The organism is Rhodopirellula islandica (assembly GCF_001027925.1).
GTDB classification, from domain to species: Bacteria; Planctomycetota; Planctomycetia; order Pirellulales; family Pirellulaceae; genus Rhodopirellula; species Rhodopirellula islandica.
The window spans coordinates 1-15,761 of the sequence record NZ_LECT01000028.1 but is presented as its reverse complement, the minus strand read 5'-3'; the positions used below and the strand labels follow the sequence as shown (position 1 = coordinate 15,761).

Genomic DNA, 15,761 nt, shown 5'->3' with positions numbered 1-15,761 from the left:
CGAAGCAATGGCTTCGTCACGCTTTTTTTGTTGACTGGTCGAACTCAAAGCAGCTTGCTCATCGCACCTTGCATTGGAATTCGATCGAGACGGTTTCACCGACACCGAGTTCCTCGGTCAGCTTCCAAATCAATTGATCCGAGCCAGCTTGGTTCGGTTGGATGCTGAAATCGGCGTCCATGGTCGCGGATTCCGATTCGGCGATGTACTCCAGACGCGTGGTCAGGTTGTCCGTGACGACGACGCCGTTGACCGGCGAGTCACCCACATTCTGCAATCGCAACGCGAAAGTCACGGTGTCGCCGACCGGTGCGTGTTGTTTGTCAGCCAACTTGATCAGGTTGACGCGTCCCGCCTCGGGGAAGTCATACACCACCACGGCGTCGACCTTTTGGTCGCGGGTCAGCGTTGGCGGTTTCAAGTCTTGGATCTCGACTTCGACCGATTCGTCGATTGACCAAGCGATGGCGGCGTTGGCGAAGCGTTCGACCAGTGCCAGTTGGGACTCGTCCAATTCAGACAAGCTGAGTTGGCGGATGTTGGTCAGCAACGCCAGGACATCTTCGGCGACTTCGATTTGTTGAACGTTGTCGACGGGAACGCCACGATTGCGATCTCGCATCGCATCGACGCGTCGCGTCAGTTCGCTGTGAGCAATCTTGGTGGTGTCGGTCATGACCAACCCGGGCTGATCCAAATCAATGCCACGTGGCCCCACAGGTTGAAACGTGCCGCCGACGGTGATCGAACGATCATTCACAATCGCTCCCGTGATCCGACGCACCGATGCAAATCGAGGTGAGTACACGCAGACACGATTGGAGGCGGAGAACTCAATGTCGCCTGCCTCGGTGGTGTAGTGAGTGACGGTGTCTTCGGGCTGCAGGCCGTTGATCATGTCGCCTCGAGTCAACCGAGCTTGTGGATCTTGGTCCCCGCCGTCGCACAGGAACTCTTGTGGGTCGACACCCCACGGAGTGCGCATCATGGGCATGGCAGGCATCGGCTGACAGGCAACGCAATCGCCGGCCATGCCGTTTGTTGAACCGCATTCGCCGCCGCAGGCCGTGCTGCCGCATCCGCATGCGGTTTGATTTCGAAAGCCAACTTGAGCGATCGCTGGTTGACCGATCGTGGCTTCGGCCCCAGGAACGTTGGAGGTCACGGAAGTCGATCCATACAACGATGCCACATCCAACGCAGGTGCAGTGGGAGCTGCCGGAGCCTGAGCGAATGGCTGAGCGGGTTGAGTCGGTTGGACCGGATGCTGGGTGAGCGAGGCGGTCGGAGAGACGATGGGCGAGGCGACCGGCGTGGCGCAACCACTGATCAGCATCGCGGCAGCACCAACAGCCAACCAAGCCAAGCACATCGGTGCACTGTTTGATCGAGTGGCGTTCGTTGGTTGCGACAGGATCGCGATCTCGGAAAGGCGAGCTGGATGCATCATGATTCCGGCTTGAAGATGGGTGCCCAGGTGGGATAGCCAAAGAAAAACTGGGGTGCCAGTTCGTGGGAACGTGGCGGGGCGAGCGAGCCGATTCGCAGGATCGCGACGACTCGGCCGAGGCGATCGGCAACTTGCAGTGGGTCTTGGAACTGCGACACATCGATCGGAGTTTCGCCGCCGGTGTCGCTGCCCGTCGTGGGGGCTTGAGCGAGTGGCACGGCGGTTTGTGGGTCTTCGAGGTAGATCACTCGCGTGACCATCTGGCCATCCAATGCGGCTTGCAAGTCTTCTTCGTCGAGGGTGACGATCACTGGATAACGCGTTGCCAATCCCGGTGGCGGGTAGGTTCGGTCGACCATTTCCAAGGTTGGAAACAACTCCGCGCCTTCAGCACCGCGGATCCCGGTGATTTGAAAGCGGTAGACTTGGCCGACCAACAAACCTGCCATCAACCCCGGTTCGGGATCTACAAAGCTGCCCATTTGAGGCAATGCAAATCGAACGCCTTGTGGGCCTCGGATTTGAACGGGTTGATAGTAGGGAGCTTGCACTCCCATTGCCGCCGTGCCGCCTGGACCAGCCATCTGACGCGTGGCCGCGATCACGCCCGGTGGCATTGCGCCGTTGAACAATCGATGTTGTCCGTTGGACGAGAGGTACTGGGATGGGTCAGCCGCTGAAGAAGAGAGGCTGGTTGCCAACACGCAGGCGATCGCGAGCGACGGCAGAGCCCATCCGGCGTTCAGCAAGTTGCTGGGCGGAGTAATGCGTGCGATTGCCATGAGTCTCAATCCGGTTGCGATGTTCATTCTCGGGCAGCTGCGAAAGTTGCCCTGAGCGGTATTTTGCTCTGAGCGGTTGCTCATTCTTTTCGGGAACGCCACTTGCGCTGGGCAGTGACGATGCGGTGCGTTGCCGAAGCAAAACACCGCGTCGTGGTTCTGAGCAGTCAGGCCCGTGAGCCTGACTGCATTCGGTTGTCACCGGCTTTCCAATTCGGACGTTACTGACTAGTAAACGCCTTGGCTGGCCTTGTCGTAGAGAGGCCGACCGTTTGGAACGCCTGGGTTGATGTTCTGCTCGGTGATCCGAACACGGCTGACCGGGTTGGGGTAGCTCATGCCAGGTTGCTGGCGAACATCGATTCGCATCTTCTCAACCGGTTGTGGAATGTTCATGTGAGTGTGGTTGCGGATCACATGCTTCTTCAAACCGGCTGGAGCACCCAATGGAATGTGAGGTGGTCCAGGCAATCCAATCGGCGTGCCAGTGTGTGGCATCCCATACTGAGGAGCGTTGACACCAGCGATCATGCCGGGCATTCCCATCGGTGTGCCCGATTTGCCAGCACCTGGTCCGCCGCATCCGTCGGTCATTGCCGGAGCGAAAGGAGCGGGCAAGCCAGCGATCGGAGGACCCATCATGCCGCCCATTGCCATGCCACCGTTGCCGCCAGCCATCTCGATGTCTTTGTCACCCAAACGGATGATCGCCAAGATGCTACCGCGACGGTCGGCTTCGACGATTGGGTCGATGCCTGGATCGAGGCGGGTGCTGACAAGCGTGTCGATACCGGCCAAAGCAGGGCCTTGGAACTCGGGATCTGGTAGGTAGATGACTTTGGTGACGAAGTTACCGGTCAAGACTTGGTCGAAGTCTTCTTCGGTGAACTGGATCGGCACCGAGTTGTGAGCCAAGTACGCACCGGTCCGTGGGTTGGCGTAGGCCAATTCAACGGTGGGGTACAATTCCACACCGGGACGGCTAGGAATGTTGGTCAGCTTCAGGCGATACAGACCGCCTTGTGGGAAGTTCTGACGAGCGGGAACCACCATGGGTTCGCTGTCGAACATGCCGGCACCGGATTGGTCATAGCGAACTTGCATGCCATCTGGGTTGCCAAAAGTGACCTGGGCGGTCGAAACCATCCCAGGCATCATGCCGGGTGGTGGCATCATTGCCACGCCGCCGCCAGGAGGAATGTTCGATCCGCCACTGAGACATCCGCCGCCACCACAGCTGCCGCCACATCCGCAATCGCCACCGGCGAGTTGACGGAAACCGACTTGCTGAATTTCGGGGTTGTTCTGTCCTGCCTGGACAATGCTCGAAGGCACTTCGCCGAGGACGCCGTCGATGGCTCCCTCAGTGATCATGCCTTCTGTGCCTGTTGCAGCCGCAGGAGCGTTGGCTCCCATCATGCCGTAGGCCTGTGGGCCTAAGACACCGGGACCGGGGCCTCCGACGCCTGGGCCTGGTTGCATCATCCGCTGTTCTGGAGGCAGGTTGTGGCGAACCGGCACACATCCGGTGGCGAGGATCGCCGTGGCCGCCGCAAGCGCCAAATGAGTGACGATTCGTTTCATCTTTTCCCCCGTCTTGGGTCGCTGGGTTCTTCCCCCAACACTTGCCATGAATCGGACGAGTCGACAAGCGACTCGTTCGGGTTTCACGCAGCGTGGAACAAGAACTGGTTGTGATTCAATCGTTGAATCAAATCAAAATGGAAAGTCAGTGGTGTTCAGTTGTGACCAGATCTGGCTGGACGCGAAGCGGGAAAACGACCTAGGATCGGCCCTTCTTCCCCGCAACTGTTCTGTCAGGATCAGTCACTGCTCAGCTCATCGGCACACGAGAGGGCATTTCTTTGGCAAAATCGTCATAACCTCCCCATGAAGATTCACCCGCACGACTGCTTTGACTGTCTGAACCCGCACAGCGACGGTGCTGCTGACGCCAGTCGACGGAGCTTGGCAAGTCGCCTGATACCCCGGAAAACACTGGGAATACTGGCGGGATGCCTTTTCGCCTGCTTCCTTTTGGGCGGCCTCGCGACGGCGGTTTGCAATGAAATTCAGGCCTGGGGTGCGGATTCGATTGAGCCCAAAACAAATGGTCCTGCCGACCGATTGATCGCTCAGACAGTCCAACGAATCGGTCACGGACCCGCGTTTGATGCAAAAGTTCGCCAACGGGTTTGGGTCAGCGGCCGCGAAATTTTGGGTGTGGGGACTTACGAACAAGCCGGCCAGGGAACCGGCCAGTTCAATTTGCAAGTCACGATGCTCGACGGCGAGGGAAAACACACGCTGCAACAAGTCAGCGACGGGCGATTGGCTTGGACCCGCGAACAGATCGGGGAACAAGTTTCCTTGCGGCGGGTGGATGTGGGACGCTTGGACCAATGGGTCAACGACTCACTCGCATCGCTGATGGGACGTGGCTCGCAAGGGGCAGCGGTTCCGACCACGATGAAACCCAGCGTCCGAGTCGGCGGGTGGACGGAAATGATGGACACCATTGCCTCGGAACATGACCTGACGTTGCAATCCGGCCAGCTCGAAGGCCGTGACGTTTGGATTGTGAAGGGAACGTTGCGTGACGATCTGCGCGCTCAACGCTTGGAAGAGTTCGGCACGACGAGTTGGCCGGAACTCTGCCCCACGCAAGTCGTGGTGTTGATCGCGCGGAACAATGATCCTGAAACCGATTTCGGAAAAGGCCTGCCGCTGCGAATCGAATACTGGGGCGACCCAGCCCATCAGCCAGCTTCCGAAAACGATGACGAGTCTTCAGCGGCGGGACAACAAGACCCAAGCGGCCAACCTTCCAGCCAACAAGATTCTCGAGCGAGCGAAACCAGTGTGGTTGACGATTCCACGTCGGTCCCGCGAACATCCAGCCAACGAATGCAGAATTGCCCTTTGATCAGTTTGATTGAGCTGTATTCGCTGCGTCCGATCTCGCCTCCGCCGATCGGTCGCTTTCGATTTGAAAACCAAGACCTCGACGTCGAATTCACCAACGAAACCGATCGCTACTTGTCCCGTTACGGGATCGCGATCACGGAACGTCAAAGTCGAATGCTCCGGCGCTAATGAATCCCAAGTCATCACGTTCTTCGCTTCCTGCCAACGCCACGCTCCGAACGCGTTTGTTCTCTTGGGCGAAACTCGTTCGACTGCCCAACGGATTCACGGTGGTCGCCGATGTGTCGGCCGCGTTCTTGTTGGTGCTGGGCGCCAGCGGTTGGTTGCGATCGGGTGATGACCGTGCTGGTTCAGTTTGGCCATTCTTGGCGTTGGTCGTTGCCTCAGGAGTCGCCTTGTACTGGGGCGGCATGGTGCTCAACGATGTCTTTGACATCCGCGCTGATCGCCGAGCACGCAGCGAACGGCCGCTCCCGCGCCGCGAGATTCGGTTGGCGGATGCTCGGCGGGTCGGCTGGGCATTGCTCGTTGCGGGAATGGTTTTGGCTGCTTTGATCGGCACCGTCCCAGGTGTGATCGCGTTGCTCTTGAGCATCTGCATTGTCGCTTACGATGGCCCCTTCAAACGCACTCCCATCGCCTCCGTGTTGATGGGTGGGTGCCGCGTGTTGAGCTTCCTGCTGGGATCAACGGCGGCTCATTCTGTGATCCCTGCGGAGCAATGGCAGGGACGTGTGTCCGTCCTCGGCGAGCCCGTTTGGATGCACATCACACCCGTCTCGTTCGCGTTTGCAATCGGCATGGGACTTTACATCACTGGGGTCACCACGTTCGCCCGTCGTGAAGCGATCGGTGATCGCAGCCTGCACCTTCCGTGGGGCTGGTTTGGGATGACATTGGGCGGCCTGGTGCTCGCGCTCGCCCCTCGTGTTGCCAGCCTCTTCCTGGCCGCGAACGTGCCAGTGGATTGGACCCGTGGTTGGCAAATTGACCCCGTGCTGATCTTTCCCGCCACGATTGCCTTGATGATCGTGCCGACGCTTGCGAGAGGCTGGACAGCCTGGCGATCCCCGTCTCCTAAACGCATTCAGCTCACAATCAAGTCCGCGATCATGGCGATCATTCCCTTGATGGCCGCGATCACCATGCTCGGTGCCGGAGCCATCCCCTCGCTCTGCGTCTTCGCCCTCGTGATCCCCTCCACATGGCTCGCCCGCCGCTTCCGAGTGACGTAAAAGGTGTCAGTACGAATGGCAACGACTCCCCGGCAACTATTGAATTTGTTCAAACCCGGTCGGTAAAACCTTGTATTCGACCGGCGTTCCATTCGGTAGATTGCAGCTCACTCGACATTGATAGGGAGAGGGACCTTGTATTAATACCCCACTGAGTATTGATACCCCAGTGAAATTCTTGATCGTCACGTGGTCGACAATCTCAAATGATTTGAAATCAACAACGAACAAAACGGACTTGGCCTCTTCTCGGAGAGCTTGGGATTCCCGAACAGAAATCGGTTTTCCTTCTTCATATTCCCGCTTCTGACTATACCAGAGCAGTTTTGTTTCTGGCGATTCAGGAAAATCAATCACCTTGCAATTCAGTGATCCGACCGGTGTCATGTCAAGAAAATCGAAAACGTCGTTGTTGGTTCCCGACAAAGCCAGTCGACAAAGCACGCTCGTACCGAGCCGGGAATGAGCCAAGTTCTCATTTCGACTTTCAACTAAACATTCGTAGGACTCGACGGTTTCCGCAAATTTAGCAGCCTCCGATTTCAACAAGAGGTTTTCACGATGCGATCGAACAAGAAAAGCGGAGGCAATCGTAGCGATCGCTAGAAGTAAAGCGATTGTGACATTTTTCATTCGTTCGTTATCGCAACCTAAGTGGGCTGAGCTATCAAAGCCGACTGCGCTACGCCGATTGAATTTGAGACACTGCGAACGCTTGCGTTGAAGCAGGTCGGCAGGAGCCTTTCGGCATTTGGACTGTTTCGGTAAGCGTCGTTGCTCCCACGTGCAACCGGGGCTAACGCCCAAACGGCTCACATGACTATGCCCGATCATTCCTGCCGACCTGCTTAGCGGCCTGTTGATTTAATCTTAACCCGAAGCGTTACCGCTTGTCGATTGAGTCGTCAACGAGGTTTTAACGCGTGTAGGAGGGGCACTCTTGCCCGTCAAAGTTGCGGATGTCGGACAAGAGTGGCCACACTACAGCAATATCGACAAGCCGGGTAACGAAGAATCGCGTGCCATTCCAACCAGCGGAGGTTGCATAGCGTGATCGCAAGTTGGAGGAGGCCCGTACGCGTCGTTGTCAGCAAAAGCGAAAACGACACGCTTATGTAAGAAACTGCAAAGGCTTCGGTCGGAGGATAGAGCCCTGCTGCGGAGCAGCCGGAGCGCCGCGCCGAGTGAAAAATCGAAGGGCGGCGGTCTCGAAAGATGCCGTCACTCTTCCCTTCGATTCTCCCATCATGCGAAAAATCTTTCGGGCAGGATGCCCGAATTCACCGGCAGGAAGCCATCACAATGTTCAACTCGCAGAAACGCAAATTCCCGTTCCTTCTGAACCAAGACAATGTCTGAACAATCTCACATCCTGGATCGTTGTCACTAAATTTCGATAAGATCCTTCCACAAGGAAACGAGGTTCCGTGAGGTCGCCGGATTTTCTTGCAGCCATTGGCAAAGAGCGAGTCGACGTTCGGGGCCTTCGTGGTTTTCAAGTTGGGCGGTGCGGACTTTGGGTTGGCCACCGGCCTCGTTTCGCCAAAACCGTTCTGCCGATTCGCTGGCGAGGTGGTCGCCAAACCGAACGGCGAAGTCGGAGGTTTCGCCCACGAACAACACGGAATCGTCTCGGGCGAGCACCTGGTACAGGCCGCCTTTTGCGGAGCCGCTTTTCGAACTCGGCCCGGAGGTGGCAGTCCAGTTTTTGGCTGCTGAGAACTTTGGGGGCGAGTGCTCTGGTGCGTCTTCACTCGGTTGGTTCTCGCGAGCCGCGGTGGCCCATGATCGCAGTTGGGTCGCACACCAACGAAGTGTCATAGGATCGGCGTCAGCCGCATGCAGCAACGCTTCGCGATCAAACTCTTCGAGTAACTTGGGATCGGTGAAGATATCGTCCAAGCTGTGTTCGGGGTAATGCTGCGCGAGTTTGGACCACGCCAATTCAGCGGCGTAGCTGAATCGTTCCAGTGTGGTCGTCGGGATCGTGGTGGGACGCACGGTGTGAATGCCTTCGGCGGTCAGTGCACCGGACGCGCGCAGTTCGATCAGTCGCTGACGTCGGGACGCGGCGGGTTCGCGTTCGGAGATCCGGCGACACGCGGTTTCCAGGCGATCGCTGAGGACCGGATCGAGCAGCACCCGATCGACGGAGTGGCCGTCATGGATGTCTCGGAAGGCGTTGATCAGTTCGCCATCGGTCATCGCACGCATGGTTTCAAATTGGAATTCCATCTGAGGCCCCACCTGTTGGGTTGCCCAGCGTTGGCGTTCTTCTTCCTCGCGAGCTAGCTTTTCCGCCTTGGTTTCGTTCTTCTTGCCGTTGGTGGCGGGGGCGCTGCGAAGAGGGTCTGCGGCACCAGTGAGCGGATCGCCAACACGAATTTGTTCGAGACGTTCGTTTCCGAGCGAAACATATTCTTCGCTCATCTCAAAACTGATGAACTCACGACCGAGCTTTTTTGCAACAGCGACGGTGGTGGCACTGCCGCTGAAGGGATCCAGCACTTTGTCGCCGGGGTCGCTGCAGGCCCGGACGATGCGGCCGAGCAACTGTTCGGGCATTTGACAGCCATGGAACCCAGCACGCTCCTTGAACGTGCCCGCGACTCGAGGGAAGTACCAGATGTCCTCATCGGCTGTGAAGCCGTAGGGCAGGTCCTGGGGCCGCAGGATCCAAGTGTCATCGGGCATCCGGCCTTTGCTGTTGGCGCGGCGGTCGTTGTAGACCAATTGCCGGGCGGAAGGCACTCGCACGGCTGGATCGTCGGCGTTGAATTTGAAGTGCTTTTCGTCTTTGACGAAGTGAAACAAATGGGCGTGTGACCGCGTGAATTTGTATTTGCAGTGCACGCCAAAGGTGTAGTACCAGATGACCCAACTGCGGCACTGGAAGCCGATGTTTTGCGACAGCACCTTCAGTTCGGCCGCGTATTCGTCTCCGATCGCCAGCCAGAAGGCTCCATCATCGGCCAGAACACGGTGCACGCCGCGAATCCAGTTTTCGGACCACTGCAGGTATTCATCGGATTCCAACGAGTCATCGTAGACGTCGTAGGTGTATCCAATGTTGAACGGTGGATCGGCAAAAGCCAGGTCGATGCAGCCGTCTGGCAGCTTCGCCATGCCCTCGACGCAATCTGAAACGTGAATTTGTCCGAAGGCTGGAGAGGTCATACAAACATTCAGATCCGTTCACGGGCCACAATCGATCAACTGTTGGGCCGGATGATCCACCATAACCGTTCGAAGATCAACGCCTCGTCGTCGCCCGATGCCAGGGCCTGGTGTGCCAGTTCGCGTTCGGAGGGGTTGAGTTTCAGTTGACCGGCCAAATGAGCGACGTGGTCCAAGCGGCTGTCGAAATCCGGCAACTGAGAAATCCACGCGGGAACAATCATCGAGGATCGCATGGGATACCCCGTCGCGGCGACCGCGGTTTTGCGATCCCCGTTCTTTTCAGGACGACGCTTTTCCGAGTTTGAGGGCGTGCCATCGGCGGACAATTCGCTGCCCAGGGGCTGAGCCAGCAACGTGTCGCGACCGCTGTCGCCCGGCCAGTTTGGCTTGGCATCGAGCAAAGCGACTTGCAACCGACGCTGAGCGGATCCAGGACGCCGAAACGGAGATCGAGCCGCCATCGCGTGGACGGCGGACACCGCGCTGGACCATTGTTGATCGTCGGCGATCAAAACTCCTTGTGGCGACATCGCATCGGGAACCGAGCGAGTCATCACGGCATCGGACAACAAAATCGACAGGCTGCGAAGCACGTCGAAATCACTGGCGATCAAATCATCCACCAGTGGGCGAAGCGTCTCGGACGGGACGGAGGCAGCCGAAGCGACCGACAGATCAAACGGGCTGGTCGTGGACGGCGAATCGTGAACCATTGCAAACAAGGTCGACACGATGCCCTCCGCCAAGTCCCGTGAGCCAACCAAGTTGTCGGACCAGGCCCGTGATTCTTCTTGGGAGGGGCGCTTCGCCAATTGACGACGTCCGTCCAGGGTGTCGTAGAAGAGATCCTTGTTGGCTCGCGACGGGTTCAGCAGTGGGGCCAGTCCTGCTGCGACGGTCCAGTAATCGGCTTGCGTTGGAACCTCGTCACCGGAGTTGGGAACATCGTGGCAGCGTTGGCAACGCAGATCCTTGTGACTGGTCAAAGCTGCTGTCTTGACCGTGACTTCGTGCAAGTCCGTCGGTTGCAACATTCGAATCCACGGGGTCGCCGCCGATTTCGAGGAGTCCGATTTTTCGTCCGGACTGGGGTTGGAATCGGCCTTCGACGGGAGCATCCAAGCGGCGATCAAGCGATCGGCACCCGATCCGCTCTTCAGCACTTCACTGAGACTTTCAGAGGCATCTTGGTGCTTGGAATTCTTTCCCAAGATCGCGGTCAACAACCGCTTCGAGATCGCTTGGCGATTCGATGGGTTAGCGATCGCTGTTCGAATGGCTTTGGCATCGCCGATCGCATCGACGGGAATCACCAGACCCAAGCGGTCAGCGAGTTCCTGTTGAATCGATTCCTTTTCACGCGAAGGCGTGGGGCTGACGCCCAGGCGTTTCCAGTGTGACTGCCAACGCGAGTTGATGTTCTGCGAAACCAAGGTGATTGACGGAACCGCGGCGGATGGTGAAGCCGATTGGGTGTCTTGCTGACTTGGTAACTCGGGCGAGAGCGAGCCTGGATCGTCATCGAGGGTGGTCGAAGGATCACCAGCCAACTCGATTGGTTGAGCACGTTTTCGGGGAGCAGGCTTGGGTTGTGGGGACGCGTCTTCGCTTTCCACCACAGCAGACGGGGTGGGCACGGATGGCGCGGCGTTGTCGGTCGCCTCCTCGGCGATCGCTTGCAGAGCCACCCCGGATCGGTACTTCACGCCCACGGCGATTCCGACGCACAGCAACAATCCGGCGGCGATGCCGATCAGGATCGTGGCCAGCGAAGGTTGGGAGGAGTGCTCGGCAACGGGAGAAGCGGATTGGTTCTTGGAACCCGCGAGTTTGGATTCTGACCCCGCGTTTTCGTCCGCCAGTCGTCGCAGGATGAGTCCGGTTTGATCGGACGGTGTGGGACCACCGAGAGCTTCCTGGATCAGCAGGTCCAGCATCGCGTCCTCGCGCAACGAGTCCGGTCCCTGGGAGTCAGGGCCAGTGTTCCGAGGGGGATCCTCGTGCGGTTCGGCGGGGGAAGGGTTTGTATTCATGATGGTTGAGTCACAGCGCGGAGTTTTTCTTCCACGCATTCTCGAAGTTGTGCTTTCGCTCGCTGCATCAGGTTTCGGGCTCCGTGGTCGGAAATGCCCAGGTTTTCACCAATTTGCACGCGAGGTGTGTTGTGAACGAAACGCATTGCCAAGGCGTCGCGAGCACGTTCGGTCAGTCCCTCCATGCATTCTCGGAGGGCTTCGACGGTTTCATTGCCCGTCAAATCCTTGCCCGCCCATCGTTGCCAACTTTCGTCCAGCAACTCAGGTGAATCAGAAAGTCGGATCCGTCCGAACTTTCGGTGGTATGAAACGAGGAGGTTGTACGCCGTGCGGCGAAGGTATTCTGAAGTGGCTTCGTCTGAATGTTGAACGAAGTTGTCTCGTCGAAGTACACGCAGAAACGTCTCCTGCGTCAAATCGTCCGCCGTGGCGGAGTCACATCCGAGCAGTCGCAAATACCGCCAAATTCCATCTTGGTGGCGGACAACCAATTCAGCTGGTGAAAGTTCACTCACGCATCCATTGGCCTGGATCTCAGGCCACCAATTCACGAATGAGCTTTCCGCCACCAGCAATTTTCATCGGTCGTCCGTTGTTGCTGGTGAAGGTGGTTTCGGTTGAAATTCCCAGGCCTTTGCAGACCGTCGTCATCAGATCTTCGCTGCTATAGGGTTCCGTCTCAACCGTGGTTCCGTCGGAATTTGTCTCGCCGACGGCCAACCCGCCCTTGATTCCCGCCCCGCCCACGACGCAGGACCACGCCCGAGCGAAGTGATCTCGGCCAGCATTGGCGTTGATTCGAGGCGTTCGGCCGAATTCGCCCATCCACATCACAACGGTGTCCTGCAGCAATTCTCGCTGAGCCAGATCTTCCACCAAAGCACTCATCGCTCGGTCCAAAGTTGGCAATTTGTTGTCTTTGAGTGCTGTGAAGTTGTCGTTGTGCAAATCCCAGCCGCCCAGGTCGACTTCGATGAACGGCACACCGGCTTCCACCAAGCGACGGGCTAGCAAGCAGCCTTGGCCGAAGTTGTCTGTGCCGTAACGTTCTTTGACTTCGTCGGGTTCTTTCTCCACGCGGAACGCCTCCATTTGTTCGCTGGTCATCAGATCCAACGTTTTGCCCAGCACCTTTGCGTGCTCGGCGGCGGGCGTGTCACGCGTGCGTTTGGCGAACCCGCTTTCGATCATGTTGAGGGCCGCCATGCGTTGCAGCAGTCGATCGTCATCCAGGTTCATCTTGAGGTTTCGAACACGGCCGTTGCTGGTCACGGAAAATGGCGACCAAGCCATCCCCAGGAACCCAGGACCGGCACCGGCGCCACCCACCGAAACGAAGGGAGGAATCTCCAATGCGGGACGTTGATCGATCAACTCATGAGCGATCACGCTGCCGTAACTGGGGTGTTCGATGTTGGGGTTGGGAACGTAGCCCGTGTGCATGTAGTAACTGCCGCGGCTGTGGTCGGCCTCTCGTGTCGACATGCTGCGAACGACCGACAGGTGTTTCATCTGTTGGGCGATCATCGGCATGTGCTCACAGATTTGAGCGTTGCCGGTGGTCGAGATCGGGCGGAAGGGACCGCCGGTCGGAGCACCTGGTTTCAGGTCCCACATGTCAATCGTGGGCGGACCGCCACCCATCCAAAGCAAAATCGCGGACTTGCGATTGCGTCGCATTTCGTCGGCTTGCGCAGCGATGTTGCCGCCCAAAGTCCACGCGGCCGCGGCCGCGGCGGATGACCCAGCCAAGTGGCTCATGAAGTGACGACGCGTCATGCCGTTGGGGGTGGAAAGATCCATGGTGAACTCCGGGAAAGAAAAGGTGATCGGTTCGTGGCGGCATGAGAGCCACCCTCGGATTGGGCGATGTCAGATCAGGCGTTTTCAGATTGGGACGCTGGCAGTGATCGCTGCCGGGGTCCTGTCTGAGGGTGAAATCAGGCAGCTCAGTGCTGCATGATGAATTCGTTGCTGTTGAGAATCGCCCACCACATGTCTTGCAACATTTCAGGCTCATCGCCTTTGCGAGCGACCAACAACTTGCTGGCAATCGTGACTTCGTTTTTGGTTGGACGACGTGCCAAACCACTGAGGAACAATCGCGTCACACGGTCTTTGGGCGAACGTCCCGACTGGCTGAGTTGGTCCAGGAACGAACCGGCTTCTAGGCTGATTGCGTTCTTCGTCAAGTCACCGTTGAACAACATCAAGGCTTGTGGGATCGAACCGTTGAAGGTGGTTGTTTCGGTTCCTTCGTCGTTTCCAAAGGCGACGACAAATTGCGACAACCAACGACGACGTTCTGCTTCCTGTTGTTCATAGCTGCCTTTGGACTGCGCGTTGCTGGCGGTGACCATCGACGCGTACAGCTGTTCGGCACTCATTTGACGCAAGTAGAACCGCGAGAATTTGGGGGATTCACCGATCGTTGGGTCGTCGATCTCGTTGCTGGAACTCATCGTCGATGCCAATTGGTAGGGACGGCTGAGGGTGATCCAGGTGATCAGCTTTTTGAGGTCGTAGCTGCTGCTGCGGAATTCCTTGCCGAGGTTGTCGAGCAGCTCGGGATGCGACGAAGGGTTGTGTGGGCCCAGGTCATCGATTGGACGAGTGAAGCCGTAGCCAAGGAACATCGACCACATTCGGTTGACGATCATCTTGTCCAGGTACTCGCTCTGCAGCATCAGACGTCCGAGTTCTTCGCGGCGATTGACGTCTTCGACAAAGCCACTTTTTTCGATCTCGGTGCCATCGGTGAAGACCGGGTAGGCGACCTTTTGCAAACCATTTCGCAGTTCATAAAACACCAGTGCGTCTTCGGGGTCGTTGGCTTCGCCAGCAAAGTCTTGGCTGACCAATTCGGCCGACTCGATATCTCGTGTTCCATCAACGAACCGGCGCAGAGATCGGGTCTGGCGGAAGAACGCATTGAACTCCCAGAACTTCTGTTGTTTCCATTGGTTGAATGGGTGGTTGTGACACTGGGTGCACTGGACCTGTTGTCCCAAGAAAATCCGCGAAACGCTGCTGGTCGCGAGCGTGCCTTTTTCTTGATTGACTTTGTCGACCAAGAAGTTGACCGCGCCATTGAAGTTCGGTTCACCTGGGGTGGTCGATCCTTCGGCGGTGACCAGTTCATACACCAGTTGGTCGTAGGTTTTGTTTCCTGCGAAGCTATCGCGGAGGTACTTCTGCATGCCGGTGCGGTTGGTCAAGTCACGGCGATCGGTGCCACCGCTGCGGCCGATCAACTGGTTCGTCCAAACGGTCGACCAGTGGTTGGCATACTCTTCGGTGTAACGGTCGTCGTTGAGCAAGCGATCGACGAGTGCGGCTCGTTTGTTCGAGTCGCGGTCACCCACGAATTCCGACAGTTCTTCGAATGAGGGGATTCGCCCAATCACGTCCAAGTAAACGCGTCGGCACCAAGTCGCATCGTCGACTTCCGCGGCAGGACGAATCGAAAAGTCTCGCCAGACTTGCTCGATCGCTTCGTTGATCATCACCACCTGAGGTGGAACGGCAGGACCGGCCGCCGAGGCGGTGGAAGCCATGGAAGAACAAGCGAGAGATCCCGCGATCAACAGCCCGGAAAGGGACAGAACGATCGATTTCATGAAAAACGCTCGGCGAAGTTAGACGAGAAGTGCGAAGCAAAAGCCTTGGGCCACTCATCGTCAGAAAAGAATGAGCGGGCGGGCTGGAAGCGACGCGAGACAAGAATAGAACGGCTACCCGCAGGAAATGTACCCGCTGGAGGCTGATTCATCCTCAGACAACCAACCTCCATTTTAGTCCAATCTGGGCCGCTGCCACCAATCCAAGAGGGATTGTGGGAAAGGAGAATTGATCCGGGGGCGTCACAATCGGACTTGGAGCCAGCCGTTTCTGCTGCGCTTTGTTCGCCACAGAGGGGACGACATCGGTAACTCGGGGCGGAAGCCTGGACCGCGGAATGTTTGGTGTTGTGGAGCGTATTCGTTCGCGCAAGTTCTCATCCCGGTAGGGATGTCAGATGGTAGCCGTCGGTAAGCGATAGCGCCACCGATGGACACGCCCCCCCCACGCCGCCACTCTCCATCCCGCCGTGGCCATTGGCCACGGCGGGATGGAGAGTTTTATGGAAACTCGTTTTCCGGGGGTACGC

At 57.7% G+C, this 15,761-nt stretch carries 11 protein-coding genes; 2 read left to right on the top strand and 9 right to left on the bottom strand.

Annotation, left to right across the window (positions count from 1 at the left end; genetic code table 11):
- Positions 1-58: 58 nt before the first annotated feature.
- The 3 genes from RISK_RS13725 to RISK_RS13715 all read right to left on the bottom strand — a co-directional run bounded on the left by RISK_RS13725 (position 59) and on the right by RISK_RS13715 (position 3,816).
- Positions 59-1,450 carry a DUF11 domain-containing protein gene (locus RISK_RS13725; RefSeq protein WP_047814886.1) on the bottom strand — a complete coding sequence of 464 codons (1,392 nt, stop codon included), beginning with the start codon at positions 1,448-1,450 and terminating at the stop codon, positions 59-61.
- Entirely contained in the window at positions 1,447-2,232 is a 786-nt protein-coding gene (locus RISK_RS13720) for a hypothetical protein (RefSeq protein ID WP_047815050.1), read from the bottom strand. Before RISK_RS13720 ends, RISK_RS13725 begins: the two co-directional genes overlap by 4 nt.
- Before the next feature lie 228 nt (positions 2,233-2,460).
- Positions 2,461-3,816, bottom strand: coding sequence for a hypothetical protein (locus RISK_RS13715; RefSeq protein WP_047815049.1), 1,356 nt, complete (start codon positions 3,814-3,816; stop codon positions 2,461-2,463).
- A gap of 306 nt (positions 3,817-4,122) precedes the next feature.
- Here RISK_RS13715 and RISK_RS13710 point away from each other — a divergent pair, with 306 nt between their 5' ends.
- Both RISK_RS13710 and RISK_RS13705 read left to right on the top strand, forming a co-directional pair.
- Positions 4,123-5,328, top strand: a complete 1,206-nt coding sequence (locus RISK_RS13710) for a hypothetical protein (protein WP_047814885.1) — start codon at positions 4,123-4,125, stop codon at positions 5,326-5,328.
- Positions 5,328-6,395 carry a UbiA family prenyltransferase gene (locus tag RISK_RS13705; protein WP_047814884.1) on the top strand — a complete coding sequence of 356 codons (1,068 nt, stop codon included), beginning with the start codon at positions 5,328-5,330 and terminating at the stop codon, positions 6,393-6,395. The genes RISK_RS13710 and RISK_RS13705 overlap by 1 nt, the downstream gene beginning before the upstream one ends.
- A 36-nt stretch (positions 6,396-6,431) precedes the next feature.
- On the opposite strand, the gene RISK_RS13700 is transcribed toward RISK_RS13705, so the two are convergent.
- From RISK_RS13700 to RISK_RS13675, 6 genes are all read right to left on the bottom strand, one after another.
- A complete protein-coding gene (locus RISK_RS13700; RefSeq protein ID WP_047814883.1) occupies positions 6,432-7,028 on the bottom strand; it encodes a hypothetical protein in 597 nt (198 codons plus the stop codon).
- 753 nt (positions 7,029-7,781) lie between these two features.
- Positions 7,782-9,572, bottom strand: a complete 1,791-nt coding sequence (locus RISK_RS13695) for a DNA methyltransferase (RefSeq protein WP_047814882.1) — start codon at positions 9,570-9,572, stop codon at positions 7,782-7,784.
- A 35-nt stretch (positions 9,573-9,607) separates the two neighbouring features.
- Entirely contained in the window at positions 9,608-11,608 is a 2,001-nt protein-coding gene (locus tag RISK_RS13690; RefSeq protein ID WP_047814881.1) for a hypothetical protein, read from the bottom strand.
- Positions 11,605-12,126: a sigma-70 family RNA polymerase sigma factor gene (locus RISK_RS13685; protein ID WP_047815048.1), complete on the bottom strand. Its 522-nt coding sequence runs from the start codon at positions 12,124-12,126 to the stop codon at positions 11,605-11,607. Before RISK_RS13685 ends, RISK_RS13690 begins: the two co-directional genes overlap by 4 nt.
- 19 nt (positions 12,127-12,145) lie before the next feature.
- Entirely contained in the window at positions 12,146-13,414 is a 1,269-nt protein-coding gene (locus tag RISK_RS13680; RefSeq protein ID WP_047814880.1) for a DUF1501 domain-containing protein, read from the bottom strand.
- A gap of 146 nt (positions 13,415-13,560) precedes the next feature.
- A complete protein-coding gene (locus RISK_RS13675; RefSeq protein WP_047815047.1) occupies positions 13,561-15,168 on the bottom strand; it encodes a DUF1549 domain-containing protein in 1,608 nt (535 codons plus the stop codon).
- Between the last annotated feature and the right edge of the window lie 593 nt (positions 15,169-15,761).